This is a genomic window from Bacillus sp. 95MFCvi2.1, from assembly GCF_000374965.1.
Taxonomy (GTDB): Bacteria; Bacillota; Bacilli; order Bacillales; family Bacillaceae_G; genus Bacillus_A; species Bacillus_A pseudomycoides.
Genome location: NZ_KB895718.1, coordinates 1 through 18,349, shown reverse-complemented (window position 1 = coordinate 18,349; position 18,349 = coordinate 1). Strand labels below are relative to the sequence as shown.

Sequence of the window (18,349 nt, the reverse complement as noted above, 5' to 3'; positions counted from 1 at the left end):
TTTGCTCTTCCTTGCAAAAACTTTGTTTTCAACTAATAATGAACCACCTGGATATGTGGTCATACAAACATGCGAAGGGAGGATAAATCAAATGCCTACTATTAACCAATTAGTGAGAAATGGTCGTACTGATAAAGTATGGAAATCTAAATCACCTGCGTTAAACAAAGGTTTCAACTCTTTAAAGAAAAAATCAACTGATATCTCTGCACCTCAAAAACGTGGTGTGTGTACTCGTGTTGGTACAATGACTCCAAAGAAACCGAACTCAGCGTTACGTAAATACGCTCGTGTACGTTTAACAAATGGTATCGAGGTTACAGCTTACATCCCAGGTATCGGTCATAACCTACAAGAGCATAGCGTAGTATTAATTCGCGGTGGTCGTGTAAAGGATTTACCAGGGGTACGTTACCACATCGTTCGTGGTGCGCTTGATACAGCTGGTGTTGACAAACGTATGCAAGGACGTTCTAAATATGGTACTAAGCGACCAAAACCTGCTAAAAAATAATAAACTTAAAATGAAAGGAGGAACTCAATATGCCTCGTAAAGGACCTGTTGCGAAACGTGACGTGTTACCAGATCCAATGTACAATTCTAAACTTGTAACACGCCTAATCAACAAAATGATGGTTGACGGTAAAAAAGGTAAATCTCAAACAATTCTTTATAACGCGTTCGATATCGTTCGTGAACGTGCTGGTAAAGAGCCTATGGAAGTATTCGAGCAAGCTCTTAAGAACATCATGCCTGTTCTTGAAGTACGCGCTCGTCGTGTTGGTGGTGCTAACTACCAAGTTCCAGTTGAGGTTCGTCCAGAACGCCGTACAACTTTAGGTCTTCGCTGGTTAGTAAACTATGCTCGTCTTCGTGGTGAAAAAACTATGGAAGAGCGTCTAGCTTACGAAATCTTAGATGCAGCTAACAACGCTGGTGCATCTGTTAAGAAACGTGAAGACACTCATAAAATGGCAGAAGCTAACAAAGCATTTGCTCATTACCGTTGGTAGGATTCAACGTAAAATAAATGTATGCATAAACCGCTTTATTTGTCGCTTATGGAAGTGTGGAGAGGGAGAATGCCTCTCCCTTTCGTTGGGCGCTCGTTTTACATAATGAGGGTACTGGACACTGGCATATGTAACAATATAAAGTGGCTTTTTTGCTACTTAAAATAAAATAATCCAATCCATATATGGAAGGAGCAAGACACCAAATGACAAGAGAGTTCTCTTTAGAAAACACTCGTAATATTGGTATCATGGCTCACATCGATGCTGGTAAAACAACAGCAACTGAGCGTATTCTGTATTACACAGGACGTATTCATAAAATCGGTGAAACTCATGAAGGTGCATCTCAGATGGACTGGATGGAGCAAGAGCAAGAGCGTGGTATCACAATTACTTCTGCTGCAACTACAGCTCAATGGAAAGGTCACCGTGTAAATATCATTGACACTCCAGGACACGTAGACTTCACAGTAGAAGTAGAACGTTCTTTACGCGTACTTGATGGTGCGGTAGCAGTACTTGATGCACAATCTGGTGTAGAACCACAAACAGAAACTGTTTGGCGTCAGGCTACTACTTACGGCGTACCTCGTATCGTATTCGTTAACAAAATGGATAAGATCGGTGCAGATTTCTTATACTCTGTAGGAACAATCCACGATCGTTTACAAGCAAACGCACATCCAATTCAGTTACCAATCGGTGCTGAGGACGAGTTCAATGGTATCATTGACCTTGTTGAAGAGTGTGCTTACATGTACGGTAACGATTTAGGAACAGACATCGAGCGTGTTGAAATTCCTGAAGAGCACAAAGAACTAGCTGAAGAATACCGTGGAAAACTTATTGAAGCGGTAGCTGAGCTTGATGAAGAAATGATGATGAAGTACCTAGAAGGTGAAGAAATTACTGTAGAAGAGCTTAAAGCTGGTATCCGTAAGGCTACAACTTCTGTTGAATTCTTCCCAGTAATCTGTGGTTCTGCATTCAAAAATAAAGGTGTTCAGATTCTGTTAGACGCAGTTATTGACTACTTACCATCTCCATTAGATGTACCTGCTATTAAAGGTACTCTTCCGGATACAGATGAAGCTGTAGAACGTAAGTCTAGCGATGAAGAGCCATTCGCAGCTCTAGCATTCAAAATCATGACTGACCCTTATGTTGGTAAATTAACGTTCTTCCGTGTATATTCTGGTGTGTTAAACTCTGGATCATACGTGAAAAACTCAACTAAAGGTAAGCGTGAGCGTGTAGGACGTATCCTACAAATGCACGCTAACAGCCGTGAAGAGATTTCAACAGTTTACGCTGGTGATATCGCTGCTGCTGTTGGTTTAAAAGATACTACTACTGGTGATACTCTTTGTGACGAGAAGAGCCTTGTTATCCTTGAGTCTATGGAATTCCCAGAGCCAGTTATCTCTGTAGCTATCGAACCAAAATCTAAAGCTGACCAAGATAAAATGGGTACAGCATTATCTAAGCTTTCTGAAGAAGATCCAACATTCCGTGCTCACACTGACCAAGAAACTGGCCAAACAATCATCGCTGGTATGGGTGAACTTCACCTTGATATCATCGTTGACCGTATGCGTCGTGAATTCAAAGTGGAAGCAAACGTTGGTGCTCCTCAGGTAGCATACCGTGAGACTTTCCGTGCTGCTGCGAAAGTTGAAGGTAAGTTCGCTCGTCAATCTGGTGGTCGTGGACAATTCGGTCACGTTTGGATTGAGTTTGAACCTAATGAAGAAGGTAAAGGATTCGAATTCCAAAACAAGATCGTCGGTGGTGTAGTTCCACGTGAATACATCCCAGCTGTTGGAGCAGGTCTTGAAGATGCACTTAAAAATGGTGTACTAGCTGGTTATCCACTAGTTGACATTAAAGCTGCATTAGTTGATGGATCTTACCATGATGTTGACTCCTCTGAGATGGCGTTCAAAATCGCTGCATCTATGGCGCTTAAAGCTGCGGTTTCTAAATGTAGCCCAGTAATTCTTGAGCCAATGATGAAAGTTGAAGTTGTAATTCCTGAAGAGTACATGGGTGACATTATGGGTGACGTAACATCTCGTCGTGGACGTGTAGAAGGTATGGAAGCTCGCGGTAACGCACAAGTTGTTCGCGCTATGGTTCCACTTTCTGAAATGTTCGGTTATGCAACGTCATTACGTTCTAACACGCAAGGACGCGGAACATTCTCAATGACATTTGATCATTATGAAGAAGTACCGAAGTCTGTTTCAGAAGAAATTATCAAAAAAAATAAAGGTGAATAATTGATTTTTATCGATTGTTCAAGTATAACTACTTATGTAAGCTTAGAAAGTGGGACTTAAGTTTTACTTTCTAGTCTAAATATAAAATAACCTATATAAACTAAGGAGGAATTTAGAATGGCTAAAGCTAAATTCGAACGTTCTAAACCCCATGTTAACATCGGTACAATCGGCCACGTTGACCATGGTAAAACTACATTAACTGCTGCGATCACTACAGTTCTTGCAAAAGCTGGTGGTGCTGAAGCACGCGGATACGACCAAATCGATGCTGCTCCAGAAGAAAGAGAGCGCGGTATCACAATCTCAACTGCACACGTTGAGTACGAAACTGAAACTCGTCACTATGCACACGTTGACTGCCCAGGTCACGCTGACTATGTTAAAAACATGATCACTGGTGCTGCTCAAATGGACGGCGGTATCTTAGTAGTATCTGCTGCTGATGGCCCAATGCCTCAAACACGTGAGCACATCCTTCTTTCTCGTCAAGTAGGTGTTCCTTACATCGTTGTATTCTTAAACAAATGCGACATGGTAGACGACGAAGAATTATTAGAATTAGTAGAAATGGAAGTTCGCGACCTATTATCTGAATACGGATTCCCAGGCGACGATATTCCTGTAGTTAAAGGTTCTGCTCTTAAAGCTCTTCAAGGAGAAGCTGAGTGGGAAGAAAAAATCATCGAATTAATGGCTGAAGTTGATGCTTACATCCCAACTCCAGAACGTGAAACTGACAAACCATTCTTAATGCCTATCGAGGATGTATTCTCTATCACAGGTCGTGGTACAGTTGCAACTGGTCGTGTAGAGCGTGGAGTAGTTAAAGTTGGTGACGTAGTAGAAATCATCGGTCTTGCTGAAGAGAACGCTTCTACAACTGTAACTGGTGTAGAAATGTTCCGTAAACTTCTTGACCAAGCTCAAGCTGGAGACAACATTGGTGCTCTACTTCGTGGGGTTGCTCGTGAAGACATCCAACGTGGACAAGTTCTTGCTAAAAGCGGTTCTGTAAAAGCTCATGCTAAATTCAAAGCTGAAGTTTTCGTATTATCTAAAGAAGAAGGTGGACGTCACACTCCATTCTTCGCTAACTACCGTCCGCAATTCTATTTCCGTACAACTGACGTAACTGGTATCATCCAATTACCAGAAGGTACTGAAATGGTAATGCCTGGTGACAACATCGAAATGACTATCGAACTTATCGCTCCAATCGCAATCGAAGAGGGAACTAAATTCTCTATTCGTGAAGGTGGACGTACAGTAGGTTACGGTGTAGTTGCTACAATCGTTGCTGAATAATCTTTAAATAGATTATTAAAAACTCAAGGGATTCTCCCTTGAGTTTTTTTATTGCTTGTTTATATAGAAGAAAGAGGTGCATTTTCTATTTTTGAATGAGTTTCTTCTATAGTATATAAAACGAAAGTAACGACCAAAAATTGTAAGTTAAATGAGAGTAGATGAAAACTTGAAATTCTTTAAAGTGCCATGTATAATAGCAAAAGTAGAGAAAAGTAGATGCAAACAAAAAGATGCTTGCATCTAGACGAATAACATTGTATAATAGACAATGTTGGTCTTTGACTGCGATGAAGTGGAAGGTTGCTGACACACCCGGCCGCTTTGCCATGGCATGGTGTGGGGAAATTTCCATGGAGAAGGTCTATTTTAGAAATAGGCGAACGAAGGAGGGAAAATAATGGCAAAAGAAAAAATCCGTATCCGTTTAAAAGCTTACGATCACCGTATTCTTGATCAGTCAGCTGAGAAAATTGTAGAAACAGCTAAGCGTTCTGGGGCAACAGTTTCTGGTCCGATCCCATTACCAACTGAAAAAACTGTTTACACAATTCTTCGTGCTGTTCATAAGTACAAAGATTCTCGTGAGCAATTCGAAATGCGCACGCACAAACGTCTAATCGACATCGTGAGTCCTACTCCGCAAACAGTAGATTCATTAATGCGTTTAGACTTACCATCTGGTGTAGATATCGAAATCAAATTATAATTTATATAACTTAAAAATGTAGGAGGTGTAACTCATGACCAAAGGAATCTTAGGAAGAAAGATCGGTATGACTCAAGTATTTGCTGAAAACGGTGAGTTAATCCCAGTAACAGTAATCGCTGCGACTCCAAACGTTGTTCTTCAAAAGAAAACAACAGAAACTGACGGCTATAATGCAATTCAGTTAGGATTTGACGATAAACGTGAAAAGTTAACTAACAAACCTGAACAAGGCCACACTGCTAAAGCATCTACTACTCCTAAGCGCTTCATTCGCGAAATCCGCGATGCAGACGTGGACGGATTAGAGGTTGGTCAAGAGGTAAAAGTTGAAGTTTTCACTGCAGGTGAAATCGTTGACGTAACAGGAATTTCTAAAGGTAAAGGTTTCCAAGGTGTTATTAAACGCCACGGACAATCTCGCGGACCTATGTCTCATGGTTCTCGCTATCACCGTCGTCCTGGTTCAATGGGCCCAGTTGCTCCGAACCGTGTATTCAAAGGTAAAAAACTTGCTGGACGTATGGGTGGAGACCAAGTTACAATCCAAAACTTAGAAATCGTTCAAGTTGACGCTGAGCGCAACTTATTACTAGTAAAAGGTAACGTTCCAGGTGCTAAGAAATCTCTTGTAGTTGTTCAAGGCGCTGTGAAGGTTAGTAAATAATTCACAATAGGAAGGAGGAATTCCAATGCCAAAAGTTACTGTATATAACCAAACTGGTTCACAGGTTGGTGAAATCGAATTAGCTGAAGCTATTTTCGGTATCGAACCAAATGAAGCTGTACTTTTCGAAGCTGTAATGATGCAACGTGCATCTTTACGTCAAGGTACACACAAAGTAAAAACTCGCTCTGAAGTGCGCGGTGGTGGTCGTAAACCATGGCGTCAAAAAGGAACTGGACGTGCTCGTCAAGGTTCTATCCGCTCTCCTCAATGGCGTGGTGGTGGTACGGTATTCGGACCTACACCAAGAAGCTATGCTTACAAACTTCCTAAGAAAGTTCGTCGCTTAGCTATTAAATCTGCATTAGCTACTAAAGTAGTTGAGAACAACATTGTAGTTCTTGAAGACCTAGTGTTAAATGCACCAAAAACAAAAGACATGGTAGCAGTACTTAAAGGATTAACTGTAGAGAAGAAAGCTCTTATCGTAACTGCTGATGCAAACGAAGCTGTAGAGTTATCTGCTCGCAATATTCCTGGAGTAACAGTAATCACTGCTGATGGCGTAAACGTTTTAGACGTGCTTCATCATGATAAGCTAATCATGACAAAAGCGGCAGTGGAAAAAGTAGAGGAGGTGCTTGCATAATGAGAGATCCTCGTGATATCATTAAGCGCCCAGTTATCACTGAACGTTCTATGGAAATGATGGCTGAAAAAAAATACACGTTCGATGTGGACGTTAAATCTAATAAAACAGAAGTTAAAGACGCTGTAGAAGCGATCTTTGGTGTTAATGTAGACAAAGTAAATATCATGAACTACAAGCCGAAAGCAAAACGCGTTGGTCGTCACGCTGGTTTTACTAACCGTCGTCGTAAAGCAATCGTTAAGCTAACTGCTGACAGCAAAGAAATCGAAATCTTCCAAGGTGTTTAATTCTTACTAAAGAAGGAGGGAAATTGAGATGGCAATTAAGAAGTATAAACCAACTACTAACGGTCGTCGTAATATGACAACGAATGATTTCGCTGAAATTACGACTGACAGACCGGAAAAGTCTTTACTTGCGCCTTTAAGCAAAAAGGCTGGTCGTAATAACCAAGGTAAAATTACTGTACGTCACCAAGGTGGCGGACATAAGCGTCAATACCGTATCATCGACTTTAAACGTAACAAAGATGGAATTCCAGGACGCGTTGCTACGATCGAATACGATCCAAACCGCTCTGCGAATATCGCATTAATTAACTACGTTGACGGTGAAAAACGTTACATCCTTGCTCCTAAAAACTTAGAAGTAGGTATGGAAGTTATGTCTGGCGCTGAAGCTGACATTAAAATCGGTAACGCATTACCGTTAATCAACATTCCAGTAGGTACTGTTGTTCATAACATCGAGCTTAAGCCTGGTCGTGGCGGACAATTAGTTCGTTCTGCTGGTACATCTGCTCAAGTACTTGGTAAAGAAGGAAAATACGTACTTGTACGTTTAACTTCTGGTGAAGTGCGTTTAGTATTATCTGCTTGTCGCGCTACAGTCGGTCAAGTAGGTAACGAACAACATGAACTTATCAAAATCGGTAAAGCGGGTCGCTCTCGCTGGTTAGGTAAGCGCCCAACAGTTCGTGGTTCTGTAATGAACCCAGTTGATCACCCACACGGTGGTGGTGAAGGACGCTCTCCAATCGGACGTAAGTCTCCAATGTCTCCATGGGGTAAACCAACTCTTGGATTCAAGACTCGTAAGAAAAATAAAGCGTCTGATAAATTTATCGTTCGTCGTCGTAAAAAATAATGGGATTGTAGTACGGTTCATTTCTAGAACCGTACGCCAATCACGAAGGGAGGCACCACAATGGCTCGTAGCTTAAAAAAAGGACCATTTGTCGATGATCACTTAATGAGCAAAATGGAAAAATTAGTTGCATCTGAGCAAAAACAAGTTGTTAAAACTTGGTCTCGCCGTTCAACAATCTTCCCTCAGTTCATCGGTCATACAATTGCTGTATATGATGGTCGTAAACACGTACCTGTGTACATCACTGAGGATATGGTTGGCCATAAGTTAGGTGAATTCGCACCAACTCGTACGTACAAAGGTCACCTTGCTGACGATAAGAAAACTAGAAGATAATGAGAGGAGGCACTTCAATGCAAGCTAAAGCAGTAGCGAGAACAGTTCGTATTGCTCCTCGTAAAGTTCGTTTAGTTGTAGACTTAATCCGAGGTAAGCAAGTGGGTGAAGCGATTGCTATCCTTAACCACACACCAAAAACTGCTTCTCCAGTTGTAGAGAAAGTTTTAAAATCTGCAATCGCAAATGCAGAGCACAATTACGAAATGGACATTAACAACCTAGTTGTTGAAACAGTTTTCGTTGACGAAGGTCCAACGTTGAAACGTTTCCGTCCACGTGCAATGGGTCGTGCAAGCCAAATTAACAAACGCACAAGCCACATTACAGTTGTGGTATCAGAAAAGAAGGAGGGATAATCGATGGGTCAGAAGGTTAATCCAATTGGTCTTCGTGTCGGTGTTATCCGTGACTGGGAATCTCGTTGGTTCGCTGAAAAAGATTACGCTACATTATTACATGAAGACATCAAAATCCGTGAGTACATTACTGTACGCTTAAAAGATTCTGCTGTTGCTAAAGTAGAGATCGAACGTGCAGCAAATCGTGTAAATGTTACAATTCACACTGCAAAACCTGGTATGGTAATTGGTAAAGGTGGTACAGAAGTTGAAGCACTTCGTAAAGCTCTTAACCAATTAACAGGCAAGCGTGTACACATCAACATCTTAGAAGTTAAGAGAGCTGATCTTAACGCTAAATTAGTAGGCGAAAACATCGCTCGTCAATTAGAAAACCGTGTATCTTTCCGTCGTGCACAGAAGCAAGTAATTCAACGTGCTATGCGTGCAGGAGCTAAAGGTATTAAAACACAGGTTTCTGGTCGTCTTGGCGGAGCTGATATCGCTCGTGCAGAATCTTACAGTGAAGGAACTGTTCCACTTCATACACTTCGCGCTGATATTGACTATGCAGCAGTTGAAGCTGATACAACATACGGTAAATTAGGCGTAAAAGTATGGATCTACCGTGGAGAAGTCCTTCCTACAAAAAAGAAAGCTTCTGAGGAAGGAGGAAAATAATATGTTAATGCCTAAACGCGTAAAATATCGTAGAGAGCATCGTGGTAAAATGCGTGGTCGTGCAAAAGGTGGAGCTGAAATTGCTTTCGGTGAATTCGGTTTACAAGCACAAGCTGCTTCATGGATTACAAACCGTCAAATCGAAGCTGCTCGTCGTGCAATGACTCGTTACATGAAACGTGGCGGTAAAGTATGGATTAAAATTTTCCCTTCTAAGCCTTACACTGCAAAACCTCTAGAAGTACGTATGGGTTCCGGTAAAGGGGCACCAGAAGGCTGGGTAGCAGTAGTAAAACCTGGGAAAATTATGTTCGAAATCGCGGGTGTATCTGAAGAGGTAGCACGCGAAGCATTACGTCTTGCAGCTCACAAATTACCAGTGAAATGTAAATTCGTAAAACGTGAAGAAAATGGTGGTGAATCTAATGAAAACTAATGATATTCGTGAATTAACCACTGCCGAAATCGAAACAAAAGTTAAAGCTTTAAAGGAAGAGTTGTTTAATCTTCGCTTCCAACTTGCTACAGGACAATTAGAGAATCCAACTCGCATCCGTGAAGTGCGTAAAGCAATTGCTCGTATGAAAACTGTAGTTCGTGAAAGAGAGATCGGAATTAATCGATAAATTGAGGGGAGGTTTGCATAGTGAGCGAACGTAACCAACGCAAAGTTTATACTGGTCGTGTAGTGTCTGACAAAATGGACAAAACGATTACAGTTTTAGTTGAAACTTACAAAACTCATTCCTTGTACGGAAAACGTGTTAAGTATTCTAAAAAGTACAAAGCCCATGATGAGCAAAACCAAGCAAAAATTGGCGATATCGTAAAAATCATGGAAACTCGCCCGCTTTCTGCTACTAAGCGTTTCCGTTTAGTTGAAATCGTTGAAGAAGCGGTTATTATCTAAATAGACGAATCGGAATTTTTAGTCCGAAGGGAGGTTTCATAACATGATCCAACAAGAATCTCGTTTGAAAGTTGCTGACAATTCTGGTGCACGTGAACTTTTAACAATTAAAGTATTAGGCGGCTCTGGTCGTAAATATGCTAACATTGGTGATATTATCGTTGCTACGGTAAAACAAGCAACACCAGGTGGCGTTGTTAAAAAAGGTGACGTTGTTAAGGCAGTAGTGGTACGTACGAAGAGCGGAGCTCGTCGTCCGGACGGTTCTTACATTAAATTTGATGAAAACGCAGCGGTTATCATTAAAGACGATAAGAGCCCACGTGGTACTCGTATTTTTGGACCAGTAGCTCGTGAATTACGTGATAGCAACTTCATGAAGATCGTTTCTTTAGCTCCAGAAGTTCTATAATTTAAGGTATTGCCTTGCTAAGGAGGTGCAGAATTAAGATGCATGTAAAAAAAGGTGATAAAGTACAGGTAATCACTGGTAAAGACAAAGGAAAACAAGGTGTTATCCTTGTGGCTTTCCCAAAGCAAAACCGTGTTATCGTTGAGGGTGTTAACATCGTTAAGAAACACTCTAAGCCATCTCAATTAAATCCACAAGGTGGAATTATTACGAAAGAAGCACCTATTCACGTTTCTAATGTTATGGTATTAGATCCGAAAACAGGCGAACCTACTCGTGTAGGCTTCAAAGTAGAAGATGGTAAAAAAGTTCGTATTGCAAAAAAATCTGGTGAATTATTAGATAAATAATTTTCTTAAGAAAGGAGGTCACTTCATTGAATCGCCTTAAAGAGAAGTTCCAAAAGGAAATTACTCCTGCTCTAGTGAGCAAGTTTAACTATAAATCTGTGATGGAAGTACCGAAAATCGAAAAGATCGTAATCAACACTGGTGTTGGTGACGCGGTATCTAACTCAAAAGCTTTAGACAATGCAGTAGAAGAATTAACGCATATCGCAGGTCAAAAACCTGTTGTAACTCGCGCTAAAAAATCAATCGCTGGTTTCCGTCTTCGTGAAGGTATGCCAATCGGTGCAAAAGTAACTTTACGCGGTGAGCAAATGTATGAGTTCTTCGACAAATTAGTATCAGTTTCTTTACCACGTGTGCGTGATTTCCGTGGTGTTTCTAAGAAATCATTCGACGGTCGTGGTAACTACACATTAGGTGTTAAAGAGCAACTAATTTTCCCTGAGATTGATTATGATAAAGTAAGTAAAGTCCGCGGTATGGACATCGTAATCGTTACTACAGCGAAAACTGATGAAGAAGCTCGTGAACTTTTAACACAATTCGGTATGCCATTCCAAAAATAATGGAAGCCAACGCTAAGTAGAGGAGGCGAAAACGTGGCTAAAAAATCTATGATCGCGAAACAAAAGCGTACTCCTAAGTTTAAAGTACAAGAGTATACACGTTGCGAACGCTGCGGTCGTCCGCATTCTGTATACCGCAAATTTAAGCTTTGCCGTATTTGTTTCCGTGAACTTGCATATAAAGGTCAAATTCCTGGTGTTAAAAAAGCTAGTTGGTAAAACCCACAAATGGGAAGGAGGTAAAACACATGGTGATGACAGATCCAATTGCAGACATGCTTACTCGCATCCGTAATGCGAACATGGTACGTCATGAGAAATTAGAGGTTCCTGCTTCTAAAATCAAAAAAGAGATCGCTGAACTTTTAAAACGTGAAGGTTTCATTCGTGATGTAGAATACATCGAGGATAACAAACAAGGTATCCTTCGTATTTTCCTGAAATATGGTGCAAACAATGAACGTGTAATCACTGGATTAAAACGTATCAGTAAACCTGGCTTACGCGTTTACGCTAAAGCTGACGAAGTACCACGTGTACTTAACGGATTAGGTATCGCTCTTGTTTCTACATCTAAGGGAGTAATGACAGACAAAGATGCTCGTCAATTACAAACTGGTGGAGAAGTAGTAGCATACGTTTGGTAATATATATTTAAAACGAACGGAGGTGTGACCACATGTCTCGTATTGGTAAAAAGATTCTTGAAATCCCTGCAGGTGTTACTATCACAGTTGCAGAAGACAATACTGTAACAGTAAAAGGCCCTAAAGGTGAATTAACTCGTACTTTCAATGCTGATATGTCTATCAAAATTGAAGAAAATACACTAACAGTTGAGCGTCCATCTGAACAGAAGGAACACCGTGCATTACACGGTACAACTCGTGCTTTAATCGGAAACATGGTTGAAGGTGTAACTACAGGTTTCGCACGCGGACTTGAATTAGTCGGTGTTGGTTACCGTGCTCAAAAACAAGGTGATAAACTTGTATTAAGCGTAGGTTATTCTCATCCAGTAGAAATGACTCCGGAAGCAGGACTTGAAGTTGAAGTACCTGCACCAACTAAAATCGTAATTAAAGGTATCGACAAGCAACGTGTTGGCGAATTTGCTGCTAACATCCGTGCTGTACGTGCTCCAGAGCCATATAAAGGCAAAGGTATTCGTTACGAAGGCGAAGTTGTTCGTCGTAAAGAAGGTAAAACTGCTAAGTAAACCCGTTAGGTGAGAGAAAGGAGTGACAAGAATGATCACTAAAGCTGATAAAAATGCGACTCGTAAGAAAAGACATGCACGTGTACGTGCAAAACTTACTGGTACTGCAGAACGTCCACGTTTAAATGTGTTCCGTTCTAACCAACATATTTACGCTCAAGTTATTGATGATGTAAATGGTGTAACATTAGTAAGTGCATCTACTCTTGATAAAGACCTTGCTCTTAACGGTACTAGCAATATTGAAGCTGCTACGAAAGTTGGAGAATCAGTTGCTAAGCGTGCTGTAGAGAAAGGCGTTAAAGAAGTAGTATTTGATCGCGGTGGTTACTTATACCATGGCCGTGTTAAAGCTCTAGCTGAAGCTGCTCGTGAGGCTGGATTACAATTTTAATGGTCAAAGGAGGGAAAATTGATGCATCGCATTGACCCAAGTAAATTAGAACTTGAAGAACGTGTAGTTACGATAAATCGTGTCGCGAAAGTTGTTAAGGGTGGTCGTCGTTTCCGCTTTGCTGCACTAGTTGTAGTTGGCGATAAAAACGGTCATGTTGGATTCGGTACGGGTAAAGCACAAGAGGTACCAGACGCAATTCGCAAAGCTATCGAAGACGCTAAGAAAAACTTAATCACAGTACCATTAGTTGGTACAACAATTCCACACACAATCAACGGTCATTTTGGAGCTGGTGAAGTATTCTTAAAACCTGCTGCTGAAGGTACTGGAGTTATTGCTGGTGGACCAGTTCGTGCGGTACTTGAATTAGCTGGTGTACAAGATATTCTTTCGAAATCTCTTGGTTCTAACACACCAATTAACATGATTCGCGCTACTGTGAACGGATTAAGCGAGCTTAAGCGCGCTGAAGATGTTGCAAAATTACGCGGTAAATCTGTAGAAGAGCTACTAGGTTAAGAAGGAGGGAAAACAAATGGCGAAAAAGTTAGAAATTACCCTCACTCGTAGTGTAATTGGTCGTCCACAAGATCAACGTGCGACGGTAGAAGCTTTAGGTCTTAAAAAGTTGAATTCAACTGTAGTTAAGGAAGAAACTCCTGCTATTCTTGGTATGATCAACAAAGTTTCTCACCTTGTAACTGTAAAAGAAGCTTAAGGATAACTCATTAATATAAGGAGGTGCCTGGGAATGAAACTTCATGAATTAAAACCTGCAGAAGGTTCTCGTAAAGTACGTAACCGTGTCGGTCGTGGTATCGGTTCTGGTAACGGTAAAACTGCTGGTAAAGGTCATAAAGGACAAAACGCACGTTCTGGTGGCGGTGTTCGTCTTGGCTTCGAAGGTGGTCAAACTCCATTATTCCGTCGTTTACCAAAACGCGGCTTCACAAACATTAACCGTAAAGAGTTTGCTATCGTAAACTTAGCAACGTTAAATCGTTTTGAAGATGGTACAGAAGTAACACCTGAATTATTGCTGGAAACTGGCGTTATCAGCAAATTAAACGACGGTGTTAAAGTTCTTGCAAGCGGAGCTGTAGAGAAAAAATTAACTGTTAAAGCGCACAAGTTCTCTTCAAGTGCTAAAGAAGCAATTGAAGCAGCTGGCGGATCAGTTGAGGTGATCTAATGTTTCGTACAATCTCCAACTTTATGCGCGTTGCTGAGATAAGACGTAAAATATTATTCACTTTAGCGATGCTAATCGTATTCAGGATTGGCACGTTTATCCCAGTGCCATTTACAAATGGAGACGTACTGAAAGCACAAGATCAGTTAAATGCATTAGGCATCCTAAATACATTTGGCGGTGGCGCGTTGAAAAACTTCTCCATCTTTGCGATGGGAATCATGCCGTATATTACAGCATCCATCATCGTGCAATTATTGCAGATGGATGTTGTTCCTAAATTTTCGGAATGGTCGAAGCAAGGCGAAATGGGCCGTCGTAAACTAACGCAATTCACGCGTTATTTTACAATTGTTCTTGCGTTTATTCAGGGGTTTGGTATGTCAATCGGTTTTAACGGTATGGTAGGTGGACAGTTAATTTTGAATCCAGGTTGGAGCACTTATTTATACATTGCTACGGTACTGACTGCTGGTACTGCATTTTTAATGTGGTTAGGTGAACAGATTACAGCTAAAGGTGTAGGTAATGGTATTTCCATCCTAATCTTTGGTGGTATTGCCGCAGCGATCCCAAGTGTAATATCTCAAGTGTATCAACAACAGTTTCAAAATGCCGGAGATCAATTGTTCATGAGTATCGTTAAAGTTGTATTGATTTTACTAGCTGTGTTAGCAGTTGTTGTTGGTGTTATTTTCATTCAACAAGCTGTTAGAAAGATCCCAATTCAATATGCGAAGCGTGTAACAGGAGGAAATGGTAATCATGCTGGAGCACAAAACACACATTTACCGCTTAAGGTAAATAGTGCGGGTGTTATTCCAGTAATTTTTGCTGTTTCATTCTTAATTACACCTCCAACTATTGCACAGTTCTTCCCGAAATACGATGTATCGAAGTGGATCATTGCAAACTTTAACTATTCCCACCCAGTGGGAATGATAATATATGTAGCGCTCATTGTAGCCTTCGCATACTTCTATGCATTTGTTCAGGTTAATCCAGAGCAAATGTCAGAAAACCTAAACAAGCAAGGTGGATATGTTCCAGGTATTCGTCCGGGTAAGAATACAGAACAATATCTAACAAAAATCTTGTATCGTTTGACCTTTGTAGGATCTATTTTCCTAGCAGCGATTGCAATTCTTCCAGTTATCTTTACGAAATTGGGAAATCTTCCTCCATCTGCACAGATCGGTGGAACGAGTATGTTAATCGTTGTCGGCGTTGCTTTAGAAACAATGAAGCAGCTAGAAAGCCAACTGGTAAAACGCCATTACAAAGGGTTTATCAAGCAGTGAGTAAGTGGGAAGAATTGTCTTCCCTACATGCTCATGTATTGAGGGGGAACAAGGATGAACTTAATTTTAATGGGGCTTCCTGGTGCTGGTAAAGGTACACAAGCCGAACAGATTGTTGCCAAGTATAACATCCCTCACATCTCAACAGGAGATATGTTCCGTGCAGCTATGAAGGCTGAAACTGAACTTGGTTTACAAGCAAAGTCCTTTATTGATAAAGGTGCGCTTGTTCCAGATGAAGTTACAATCGGAATTGTTCGTGAACGTTTAAGTCAAGAAGACTGTGTAAAAGGCTTCTTACTAGATGGTTTCCCACGAACAGTTGCACAGGCATCTGCACTTGAAGAGATTATGAAAGATCTTGGCAAAAAAATCGACTATGTTTTAAACATTAATGTGGATTCAGGATTGCTATTAAAACGTCTTACAGGCCGTCGTATTTGTAAAGAGTGCGGTGCGACTTATCACTTAGAATTCAATCCGCCAGCAAAAGCTGACGTGTGCGATAAATGTGGTGGCGAATTATATCAACGCTCTGATGACAATGAAGAAACTGTAGCGAATCGTTTAGAGGTAAATATTAAGCAAACAAAACCTTTGCTTGATTTCTATGAAGAGCTTGGTTACTTACAAAGCATTAATGGTGAGCAAGATATCAATAAGGTATTTGCTGATATTGATGTTCTCATTGGAGACTTAGCGTAATGATCATTTGCAAAACTCCTCGCGAGATAGAAATCATGCGAGAAGCTGGCAAGATCGTTGCTTTAACTCATCAAGAGTTGAAAAAGCATATTACTCCAGGAATTACAACGAAAGAGCTCGATCAAATAGCGGAAAAGACGATTCGAAAATATGGTGCTACGCCATCTTTTAAAGGATACAACGGATTTCCGGGAAGCATCTGTGCTTCTGTAAATGAAGAGCTTGTACATGGGATTCCAGGTAAGCGCAAGCTCCAAGAAGGTGATATCATCAGTATCGATATTGGTGCGAAATACAATGGGTACCATGGAGATTCTGCGTGGACGTATCCAGTAGGAAACATTTCTGAATCTGTTCAAAAGCTACTTGATGTCACAGAAAAATCGTTGTATCTTGGTCTAGAACAAATAAAACCAGGCGTGAGATTATCAAATGTTTCACATGCAGTTCAAACGTATGCTGAAGATAATGGATTCTCGATCGTTAGGGAGTATGTTGGTCACGGAATCGGGCAAGACTTACATGAGGACCCTCAGATCCCGCACTACGGTCCACCAAATAAAGGTCCTAGATTAAAGCCGGGAATGGTCATCTGTGTCGAACCGATGGTGAACCAAGGAAGACGATATGTAAAAACACTATCTGATGACTGGACAGTGGTAACGGTAGATGGTAAATGGTGTGCACATTTTGAGCACACGATTGCTCTTACAGAAGCAGGATACGAAATCCTTACCACTTTATAAGTAGCTGGCTCTCCGGGATTTCAGAGCAGTGTAAAATGTTACTGATTTGAAGAAGGGAGAACTATTGAATGGCTAAAGATGATGTAATTGAAGTCGAAGGTACCGTTCTTGAAACGTTGCCAAATGCTATGTTCAAAGTAGAATTAGAGAATGGGCATGTCGTATTGGCTCACGTTTCTGGTAAAATCCGTATGAACTTCATTCGGATTTTACCAGGAGACAAAGTTACGGTAGAATTATCTCCGTACGATTTAAATCGTGGTCGTATTACGTACCGTTTTAAATAATATAGCACTCCGTAATCTTTAAGGAGGTTCGAGACATGAAAGTAAGACCGTCAGTTAAACCAATCTGCGAAAAATGTAAAGTTATTCGTAGACGTGGAAAAGTAATGGTTATTTGTGAAAACCCTAAACATAAACAAAAACAAGGTTAATCAGAAGGAGGTGCATTCGGAATGGCACGTATCGCAGGTGTAGATATTCCTCGTGACAAGCGCGTTGTTATTTCTTTAACTTACGTATTCGGCATTGGTCGCACAACTGCTGAAAAAATTCTTGCTGAAGCTGGTGTTTCTGAAGAAACACGAGTTCGTGATTTAACGGAAGACGAATTAGGACGTATCCGTGACATCGTAGACCGCGTTAAAGTTGAGGGAGACCTTCGTCGTGAAGTTTCTCTTAACATTAAACGTCTAATGGAGATCGGTTCTTACCGTGGTCTTCGTCACCGTCGTGGTTTACCAGTTCGTGGTCAAAATTCTAAAAATAATGCTCGTACGCGTAAAGGTCCACGTCGTACAGTAGCAAATAAAAAGAAATAATAAGTAAAGGAGGTTGAACTAACAATGGCACGTAAAACAAACACTCGTAAAAAACGTGTGAAAAAGAATATTGAAGCTGGTATTGCTCATATTCGTTCTACTTTCAACAACACAATCGTAACACTTACAGATACTCATGGTAACGCACTTTCTTGGTCTAGTGCTGGTGCACTTGGTTTCCGTGGATCTCGTAAATCTACTCCATTCGCTGCGCAAATGGCTGCTGAAACTGCTGCTAAAGTTGCAATGGAGCATGGTTTAAAAACTTTAGAGGTTACTGTAAAAGGTCCTGGTGCTGGTCGTGAAGCTGCAATTCGTGCTCTTCAAGCTGCAGGTCTAGAAGTAACAGCAATCAGAGATGTTACTCCAGTTCCTCATAATGGATGTCGTCCGCCAAAACGTCGTCGTGTTTAATTTTTCTGTATAGAATTTTCCCTTTTGTCTATAATGGATATGATGCATTATCGAGAAATTTCGTACAGAAACATCGCTTGTTGTGCACAATCGGGAACTGCCTAAGGGGGACTTTCGGTTAGACAGAGGTTTTTTCCTTTGTTTAGCCGAGGTTTCGACGTTTTGAAGGAGG

Annotated in this window: 32 protein-coding genes; all 32 read left to right on the top strand. The window is 40.9% G+C overall.

The genetic code is table 11. The features are described from left to right. The first annotated feature begins 91 nt into the window (after nucleotides 1-91). A complete protein-coding gene (gene rpsL / locus C568_RS0125400; protein ID WP_001142341.1) occupies nucleotides 92-514 on the top strand; it encodes a 30S ribosomal protein S12 in 423 nt (140 codons plus the stop codon). A gap of 29 nt (nucleotides 515-543) precedes the next feature. After that, nucleotides 544-1,014 (top strand): 30S ribosomal protein S7, encoded by a 471-nt coding sequence (gene rpsG, locus C568_RS0125395; RefSeq protein ID WP_003194344.1) that lies wholly within the window; start codon nucleotides 544-546, stop codon nucleotides 1,012-1,014. A 206-nt stretch (nucleotides 1,015-1,220) separates the two neighbouring features. Further along, complete coding sequence (gene fusA / locus C568_RS0125390) at nucleotides 1,221-3,299, top strand: elongation factor G (RefSeq protein WP_018767347.1); 2,079 nt, start codon at nucleotides 1,221-1,223, stop codon at nucleotides 3,297-3,299. Nucleotides 3,300-3,416: 117 nt separating this feature from the next. Next, nucleotides 3,417-4,607 (top strand): elongation factor Tu, encoded by a 1,191-nt coding sequence (gene tuf / locus C568_RS0125385; RefSeq protein WP_003205504.1) that lies wholly within the window; start codon nucleotides 3,417-3,419, stop codon nucleotides 4,605-4,607. A gap of 400 nt (nucleotides 4,608-5,007) precedes the next feature. Beyond that, complete coding sequence (gene rpsJ, locus C568_RS0125380; protein ID WP_001040596.1) at nucleotides 5,008-5,316, top strand: 30S ribosomal protein S10; 309 nt, start codon at nucleotides 5,008-5,010, stop codon at nucleotides 5,314-5,316. A 34-nt stretch (nucleotides 5,317-5,350) separates the two neighbouring features. Beyond that, nucleotides 5,351-5,983: a 50S ribosomal protein L3 gene (gene rplC, locus C568_RS0125375; RefSeq protein ID WP_003194350.1), complete on the top strand. Its 633-nt coding sequence runs from the start codon at nucleotides 5,351-5,353 to the stop codon at nucleotides 5,981-5,983. Between the two features lie 25 nt (nucleotides 5,984-6,008). After that, nucleotides 6,009-6,632, top strand: a complete 624-nt coding sequence (gene rplD / locus C568_RS0125370) for a 50S ribosomal protein L4 (protein ID WP_003194351.1) — start codon at nucleotides 6,009-6,011, stop codon at nucleotides 6,630-6,632. Next, nucleotides 6,632-6,922 carry a 50S ribosomal protein L23 gene (rplW, locus tag C568_RS0125365; protein WP_003194353.1) on the top strand — a complete coding sequence of 97 codons (291 nt, stop codon included), beginning with the start codon at nucleotides 6,632-6,634 and terminating at the stop codon, nucleotides 6,920-6,922. The genes rplD and rplW overlap by 1 nt, the downstream gene beginning before the upstream one ends. A 28-nt stretch (nucleotides 6,923-6,950) precedes the next feature. Next, nucleotides 6,951-7,781 carry a 50S ribosomal protein L2 gene (gene rplB / locus C568_RS0125360; protein ID WP_003194355.1) on the top strand — a complete coding sequence of 277 codons (831 nt, stop codon included), beginning with the start codon at nucleotides 6,951-6,953 and terminating at the stop codon, nucleotides 7,779-7,781. Nucleotides 7,782-7,841: 60 nt separating this feature from the next. After that, nucleotides 7,842-8,120, top strand: a complete 279-nt coding sequence (gene rpsS / locus C568_RS0125355) for a 30S ribosomal protein S19 (RefSeq protein ID WP_000124454.1) — start codon at nucleotides 7,842-7,844, stop codon at nucleotides 8,118-8,120. Between the two features lie 17 nt (nucleotides 8,121-8,137). Further along, on the top strand, nucleotides 8,138-8,479 hold the full coding sequence (gene rplV / locus C568_RS0125350) for a 50S ribosomal protein L22 (protein WP_003194358.1): 342 nt from the start codon (nucleotides 8,138-8,140) through the stop codon (nucleotides 8,477-8,479). A gap of 3 nt (nucleotides 8,480-8,482) precedes the next feature. Continuing rightward, nucleotides 8,483-9,142: a 30S ribosomal protein S3 gene (gene rpsC, locus C568_RS0125345; RefSeq protein ID WP_000529958.1), complete on the top strand. Its 660-nt coding sequence runs from the start codon at nucleotides 8,483-8,485 to the stop codon at nucleotides 9,140-9,142. A 1-nt stretch (nucleotide 9,143) separates the two neighbouring features. Next, nucleotides 9,144-9,578: a 50S ribosomal protein L16 gene (gene rplP / locus C568_RS0125340; protein WP_016116953.1), complete on the top strand. Its 435-nt coding sequence runs from the start codon at nucleotides 9,144-9,146 to the stop codon at nucleotides 9,576-9,578. Beyond that, nucleotides 9,568-9,768 (top strand): 50S ribosomal protein L29, encoded by a 201-nt coding sequence (rpmC, locus tag C568_RS0125335; RefSeq protein ID WP_000855718.1) that lies wholly within the window; start codon nucleotides 9,568-9,570, stop codon nucleotides 9,766-9,768. The genes rplP and rpmC overlap by 11 nt, the downstream gene beginning before the upstream one ends. Before the next feature lie 20 nt (nucleotides 9,769-9,788). Then, nucleotides 9,789-10,052, top strand: a complete 264-nt coding sequence (gene rpsQ, locus C568_RS0125330; RefSeq protein WP_016116954.1) for a 30S ribosomal protein S17 — start codon at nucleotides 9,789-9,791, stop codon at nucleotides 10,050-10,052. 43 nt (nucleotides 10,053-10,095) lie between these two features. After that, nucleotides 10,096-10,464 carry a 50S ribosomal protein L14 gene (gene rplN, locus C568_RS0125325; protein WP_000615912.1) on the top strand — a complete coding sequence of 123 codons (369 nt, stop codon included), beginning with the start codon at nucleotides 10,096-10,098 and terminating at the stop codon, nucleotides 10,462-10,464. Between the two features lie 38 nt (nucleotides 10,465-10,502). Then, nucleotides 10,503-10,814 carry a 50S ribosomal protein L24 gene (gene rplX, locus C568_RS0125320; RefSeq protein ID WP_000558201.1) on the top strand — a complete coding sequence of 104 codons (312 nt, stop codon included), beginning with the start codon at nucleotides 10,503-10,505 and terminating at the stop codon, nucleotides 10,812-10,814. Between the two features lie 26 nt (nucleotides 10,815-10,840). Then, a complete protein-coding gene (rplE, locus tag C568_RS0125315) occupies nucleotides 10,841-11,380 on the top strand; it encodes a 50S ribosomal protein L5 (RefSeq protein WP_018767345.1) in 540 nt (179 codons plus the stop codon). Nucleotides 11,381-11,413: 33 nt separating this feature from the next. Then, nucleotides 11,414-11,599 (top strand): 30S ribosomal protein S14, encoded by a 186-nt coding sequence (rpsN, locus tag C568_RS0125310; RefSeq protein WP_001085700.1) that lies wholly within the window; start codon nucleotides 11,414-11,416, stop codon nucleotides 11,597-11,599. Between the two features lie 29 nt (nucleotides 11,600-11,628). Continuing rightward, the gene (gene rpsH / locus C568_RS0125305) at nucleotides 11,629-12,027 is read left to right on the top strand and encodes a 30S ribosomal protein S8 (RefSeq protein ID WP_000245511.1); all 399 of its coding nucleotides are present in this window, start codon (nucleotides 11,629-11,631) and stop codon (nucleotides 12,025-12,027) included. A gap of 32 nt (nucleotides 12,028-12,059) precedes the next feature. Continuing rightward, nucleotides 12,060-12,599, top strand: coding sequence for a 50S ribosomal protein L6 (gene rplF / locus C568_RS0125300; RefSeq protein ID WP_003194369.1), 540 nt, complete (start codon nucleotides 12,060-12,062; stop codon nucleotides 12,597-12,599). A gap of 31 nt (nucleotides 12,600-12,630) precedes the next feature. Beyond that, on the top strand, nucleotides 12,631-12,993 hold the full coding sequence (gene rplR, locus C568_RS0125295; protein WP_000628816.1) for a 50S ribosomal protein L18: 363 nt from the start codon (nucleotides 12,631-12,633) through the stop codon (nucleotides 12,991-12,993). Nucleotides 12,994-13,014: 21 nt separating this feature from the next. Continuing rightward, nucleotides 13,015-13,515, top strand: coding sequence for a 30S ribosomal protein S5 (rpsE, locus tag C568_RS0125290; RefSeq protein WP_003194373.1), 501 nt, complete (start codon nucleotides 13,015-13,017; stop codon nucleotides 13,513-13,515). Between the two features lie 16 nt (nucleotides 13,516-13,531). Next, nucleotides 13,532-13,714, top strand: a complete 183-nt coding sequence (rpmD, locus tag C568_RS0125285) for a 50S ribosomal protein L30 (RefSeq protein WP_001085234.1) — start codon at nucleotides 13,532-13,534, stop codon at nucleotides 13,712-13,714. 33 nt (nucleotides 13,715-13,747) lie between these two features. After that, nucleotides 13,748-14,188, top strand: coding sequence for a 50S ribosomal protein L15 (rplO, locus tag C568_RS0125280; protein WP_018767344.1), 441 nt, complete (start codon nucleotides 13,748-13,750; stop codon nucleotides 14,186-14,188). Then, the gene (gene secY, locus C568_RS0125275; RefSeq protein WP_018783074.1) at nucleotides 14,188-15,489 is read left to right on the top strand and encodes a preprotein translocase subunit SecY; all 1,302 of its coding nucleotides are present in this window, start codon (nucleotides 14,188-14,190) and stop codon (nucleotides 15,487-15,489) included. The genes rplO and secY overlap by 1 nt, the downstream gene beginning before the upstream one ends. 54 nt (nucleotides 15,490-15,543) lie before the next feature. After that, entirely contained in the window at nucleotides 15,544-16,194 is a 651-nt protein-coding gene (locus C568_RS0125270; protein ID WP_003194378.1) for an adenylate kinase, read from the top strand. After that, nucleotides 16,194-16,940: a type I methionyl aminopeptidase gene (map, locus tag C568_RS0125265; protein ID WP_018767342.1), complete on the top strand. Its 747-nt coding sequence runs from the start codon at nucleotides 16,194-16,196 to the stop codon at nucleotides 16,938-16,940. Before C568_RS0125270 ends, map begins: the two co-directional genes overlap by 1 nt. Nucleotides 16,941-17,008: 68 nt before the next feature. Then, nucleotides 17,009-17,227 carry a translation initiation factor IF-1 gene (infA, locus tag C568_RS0125260; RefSeq protein ID WP_001029884.1) on the top strand — a complete coding sequence of 73 codons (219 nt, stop codon included), beginning with the start codon at nucleotides 17,009-17,011 and terminating at the stop codon, nucleotides 17,225-17,227. A gap of 35 nt (nucleotides 17,228-17,262) precedes the next feature. Then, a complete protein-coding gene (gene rpmJ / locus C568_RS0125255; RefSeq protein WP_000868344.1) occupies nucleotides 17,263-17,376 on the top strand; it encodes a 50S ribosomal protein L36 in 114 nt (37 codons plus the stop codon). A 21-nt stretch (nucleotides 17,377-17,397) separates the two neighbouring features. Further along, on the top strand, nucleotides 17,398-17,763 hold the full coding sequence (gene rpsM, locus C568_RS0125250) for a 30S ribosomal protein S13 (RefSeq protein ID WP_003194382.1): 366 nt from the start codon (nucleotides 17,398-17,400) through the stop codon (nucleotides 17,761-17,763). Between the two features lie 24 nt (nucleotides 17,764-17,787). Continuing rightward, nucleotides 17,788-18,177 carry a 30S ribosomal protein S11 gene (gene rpsK, locus C568_RS0125245; RefSeq protein WP_003194384.1) on the top strand — a complete coding sequence of 130 codons (390 nt, stop codon included), beginning with the start codon at nucleotides 17,788-17,790 and terminating at the stop codon, nucleotides 18,175-18,177. The last annotated feature ends 172 nt before the right edge of the window (nucleotides 18,178-18,349 follow it).

Bases quoted from the DNA above. Each gene is read 5' to 3' on its own strand.
- rpsH (WP_000245511.1), top strand. From the start codon at position 11,629: ATGGTGATGACAGATCCAATTGCAGACATGCTTACTCGCATCCGTAAT.
- rpsS (WP_000124454.1), top strand. From the start codon at position 7,842: ATGGCTCGTAGCTTAAAAAAAGGACCATTTGTCGATGATCACTTAATG.
- rpsE (WP_003194373.1), top strand. From the start codon at position 13,015: ATGCATCGCATTGACCCAAGTAAATTAGAACTTGAAGAACGTGTAGTT.
- rpmJ (WP_000868344.1), top strand. From the start codon at position 17,263: ATGAAAGTAAGACCGTCAGTTAAACCAATCTGCGAAAAATGTAAAGTT.
- map (WP_018767342.1), top strand. From the start codon at position 16,194: ATGATCATTTGCAAAACTCCTCGCGAGATAGAAATCATGCGAGAAGCT.
- rpsK (WP_003194384.1), top strand. From the start codon at position 17,788: ATGGCACGTAAAACAAACACTCGTAAAAAACGTGTGAAAAAGAATATT.
- rplC (WP_003194350.1), top strand. From the start codon at position 5,351: ATGACCAAAGGAATCTTAGGAAGAAAGATCGGTATGACTCAAGTATTT.
- rplB (WP_003194355.1), top strand. From the start codon at position 6,951: ATGGCAATTAAGAAGTATAAACCAACTACTAACGGTCGTCGTAATATG.
- rplR (WP_000628816.1), top strand. From the start codon at position 12,631: ATGATCACTAAAGCTGATAAAAATGCGACTCGTAAGAAAAGACATGCA.
- rplW (WP_003194353.1), top strand. From the start codon at position 6,632: ATGAGAGATCCTCGTGATATCATTAAGCGCCCAGTTATCACTGAACGT.
- rplD (WP_003194351.1), top strand. From the start codon at position 6,009: ATGCCAAAAGTTACTGTATATAACCAAACTGGTTCACAGGTTGGTGAA.
- rpsG (WP_003194344.1), top strand. From the start codon at position 544: ATGCCTCGTAAAGGACCTGTTGCGAAACGTGACGTGTTACCAGATCCA.
- secY (WP_018783074.1), top strand. From the start codon at position 14,188: ATGTTTCGTACAATCTCCAACTTTATGCGCGTTGCTGAGATAAGACGT.
- rplX (WP_000558201.1), top strand. From the start codon at position 10,503: ATGCATGTAAAAAAAGGTGATAAAGTACAGGTAATCACTGGTAAAGAC.
- rplV (WP_003194358.1), top strand. From the start codon at position 8,138: ATGCAAGCTAAAGCAGTAGCGAGAACAGTTCGTATTGCTCCTCGTAAA.
- rpsC (WP_000529958.1), top strand. From the start codon at position 8,483: ATGGGTCAGAAGGTTAATCCAATTGGTCTTCGTGTCGGTGTTATCCGT.
- rplO (WP_018767344.1), top strand. From the start codon at position 13,748: ATGAAACTTCATGAATTAAAACCTGCAGAAGGTTCTCGTAAAGTACGT.
- rplP (WP_016116953.1), top strand. From the start codon at position 9,144: ATGTTAATGCCTAAACGCGTAAAATATCGTAGAGAGCATCGTGGTAAA.
- C568_RS0125270 (WP_003194378.1), top strand. From the start codon at position 15,544: ATGAACTTAATTTTAATGGGGCTTCCTGGTGCTGGTAAAGGTACACAA.
- rplN (WP_000615912.1), top strand. From the start codon at position 10,096: ATGATCCAACAAGAATCTCGTTTGAAAGTTGCTGACAATTCTGGTGCA.
- tuf (WP_003205504.1), top strand. From the start codon at position 3,417: ATGGCTAAAGCTAAATTCGAACGTTCTAAACCCCATGTTAACATCGGT.
- rpsL (WP_001142341.1), top strand. From the start codon at position 92: ATGCCTACTATTAACCAATTAGTGAGAAATGGTCGTACTGATAAAGTA.
- fusA (WP_018767347.1), top strand. From the start codon at position 1,221: ATGACAAGAGAGTTCTCTTTAGAAAACACTCGTAATATTGGTATCATG.
- rpmD (WP_001085234.1), top strand. From the start codon at position 13,532: ATGGCGAAAAAGTTAGAAATTACCCTCACTCGTAGTGTAATTGGTCGT.
- rpsM (WP_003194382.1), top strand. From the start codon at position 17,398: ATGGCACGTATCGCAGGTGTAGATATTCCTCGTGACAAGCGCGTTGTT.
- rpmC (WP_000855718.1), top strand. From the start codon at position 9,568: ATGAAAACTAATGATATTCGTGAATTAACCACTGCCGAAATCGAAACA.
- rplF (WP_003194369.1), top strand. From the start codon at position 12,060: ATGTCTCGTATTGGTAAAAAGATTCTTGAAATCCCTGCAGGTGTTACT.
- rpsJ (WP_001040596.1), top strand. From the start codon at position 5,008: ATGGCAAAAGAAAAAATCCGTATCCGTTTAAAAGCTTACGATCACCGT.
- infA (WP_001029884.1), top strand. From the start codon at position 17,009: ATGGCTAAAGATGATGTAATTGAAGTCGAAGGTACCGTTCTTGAAACG.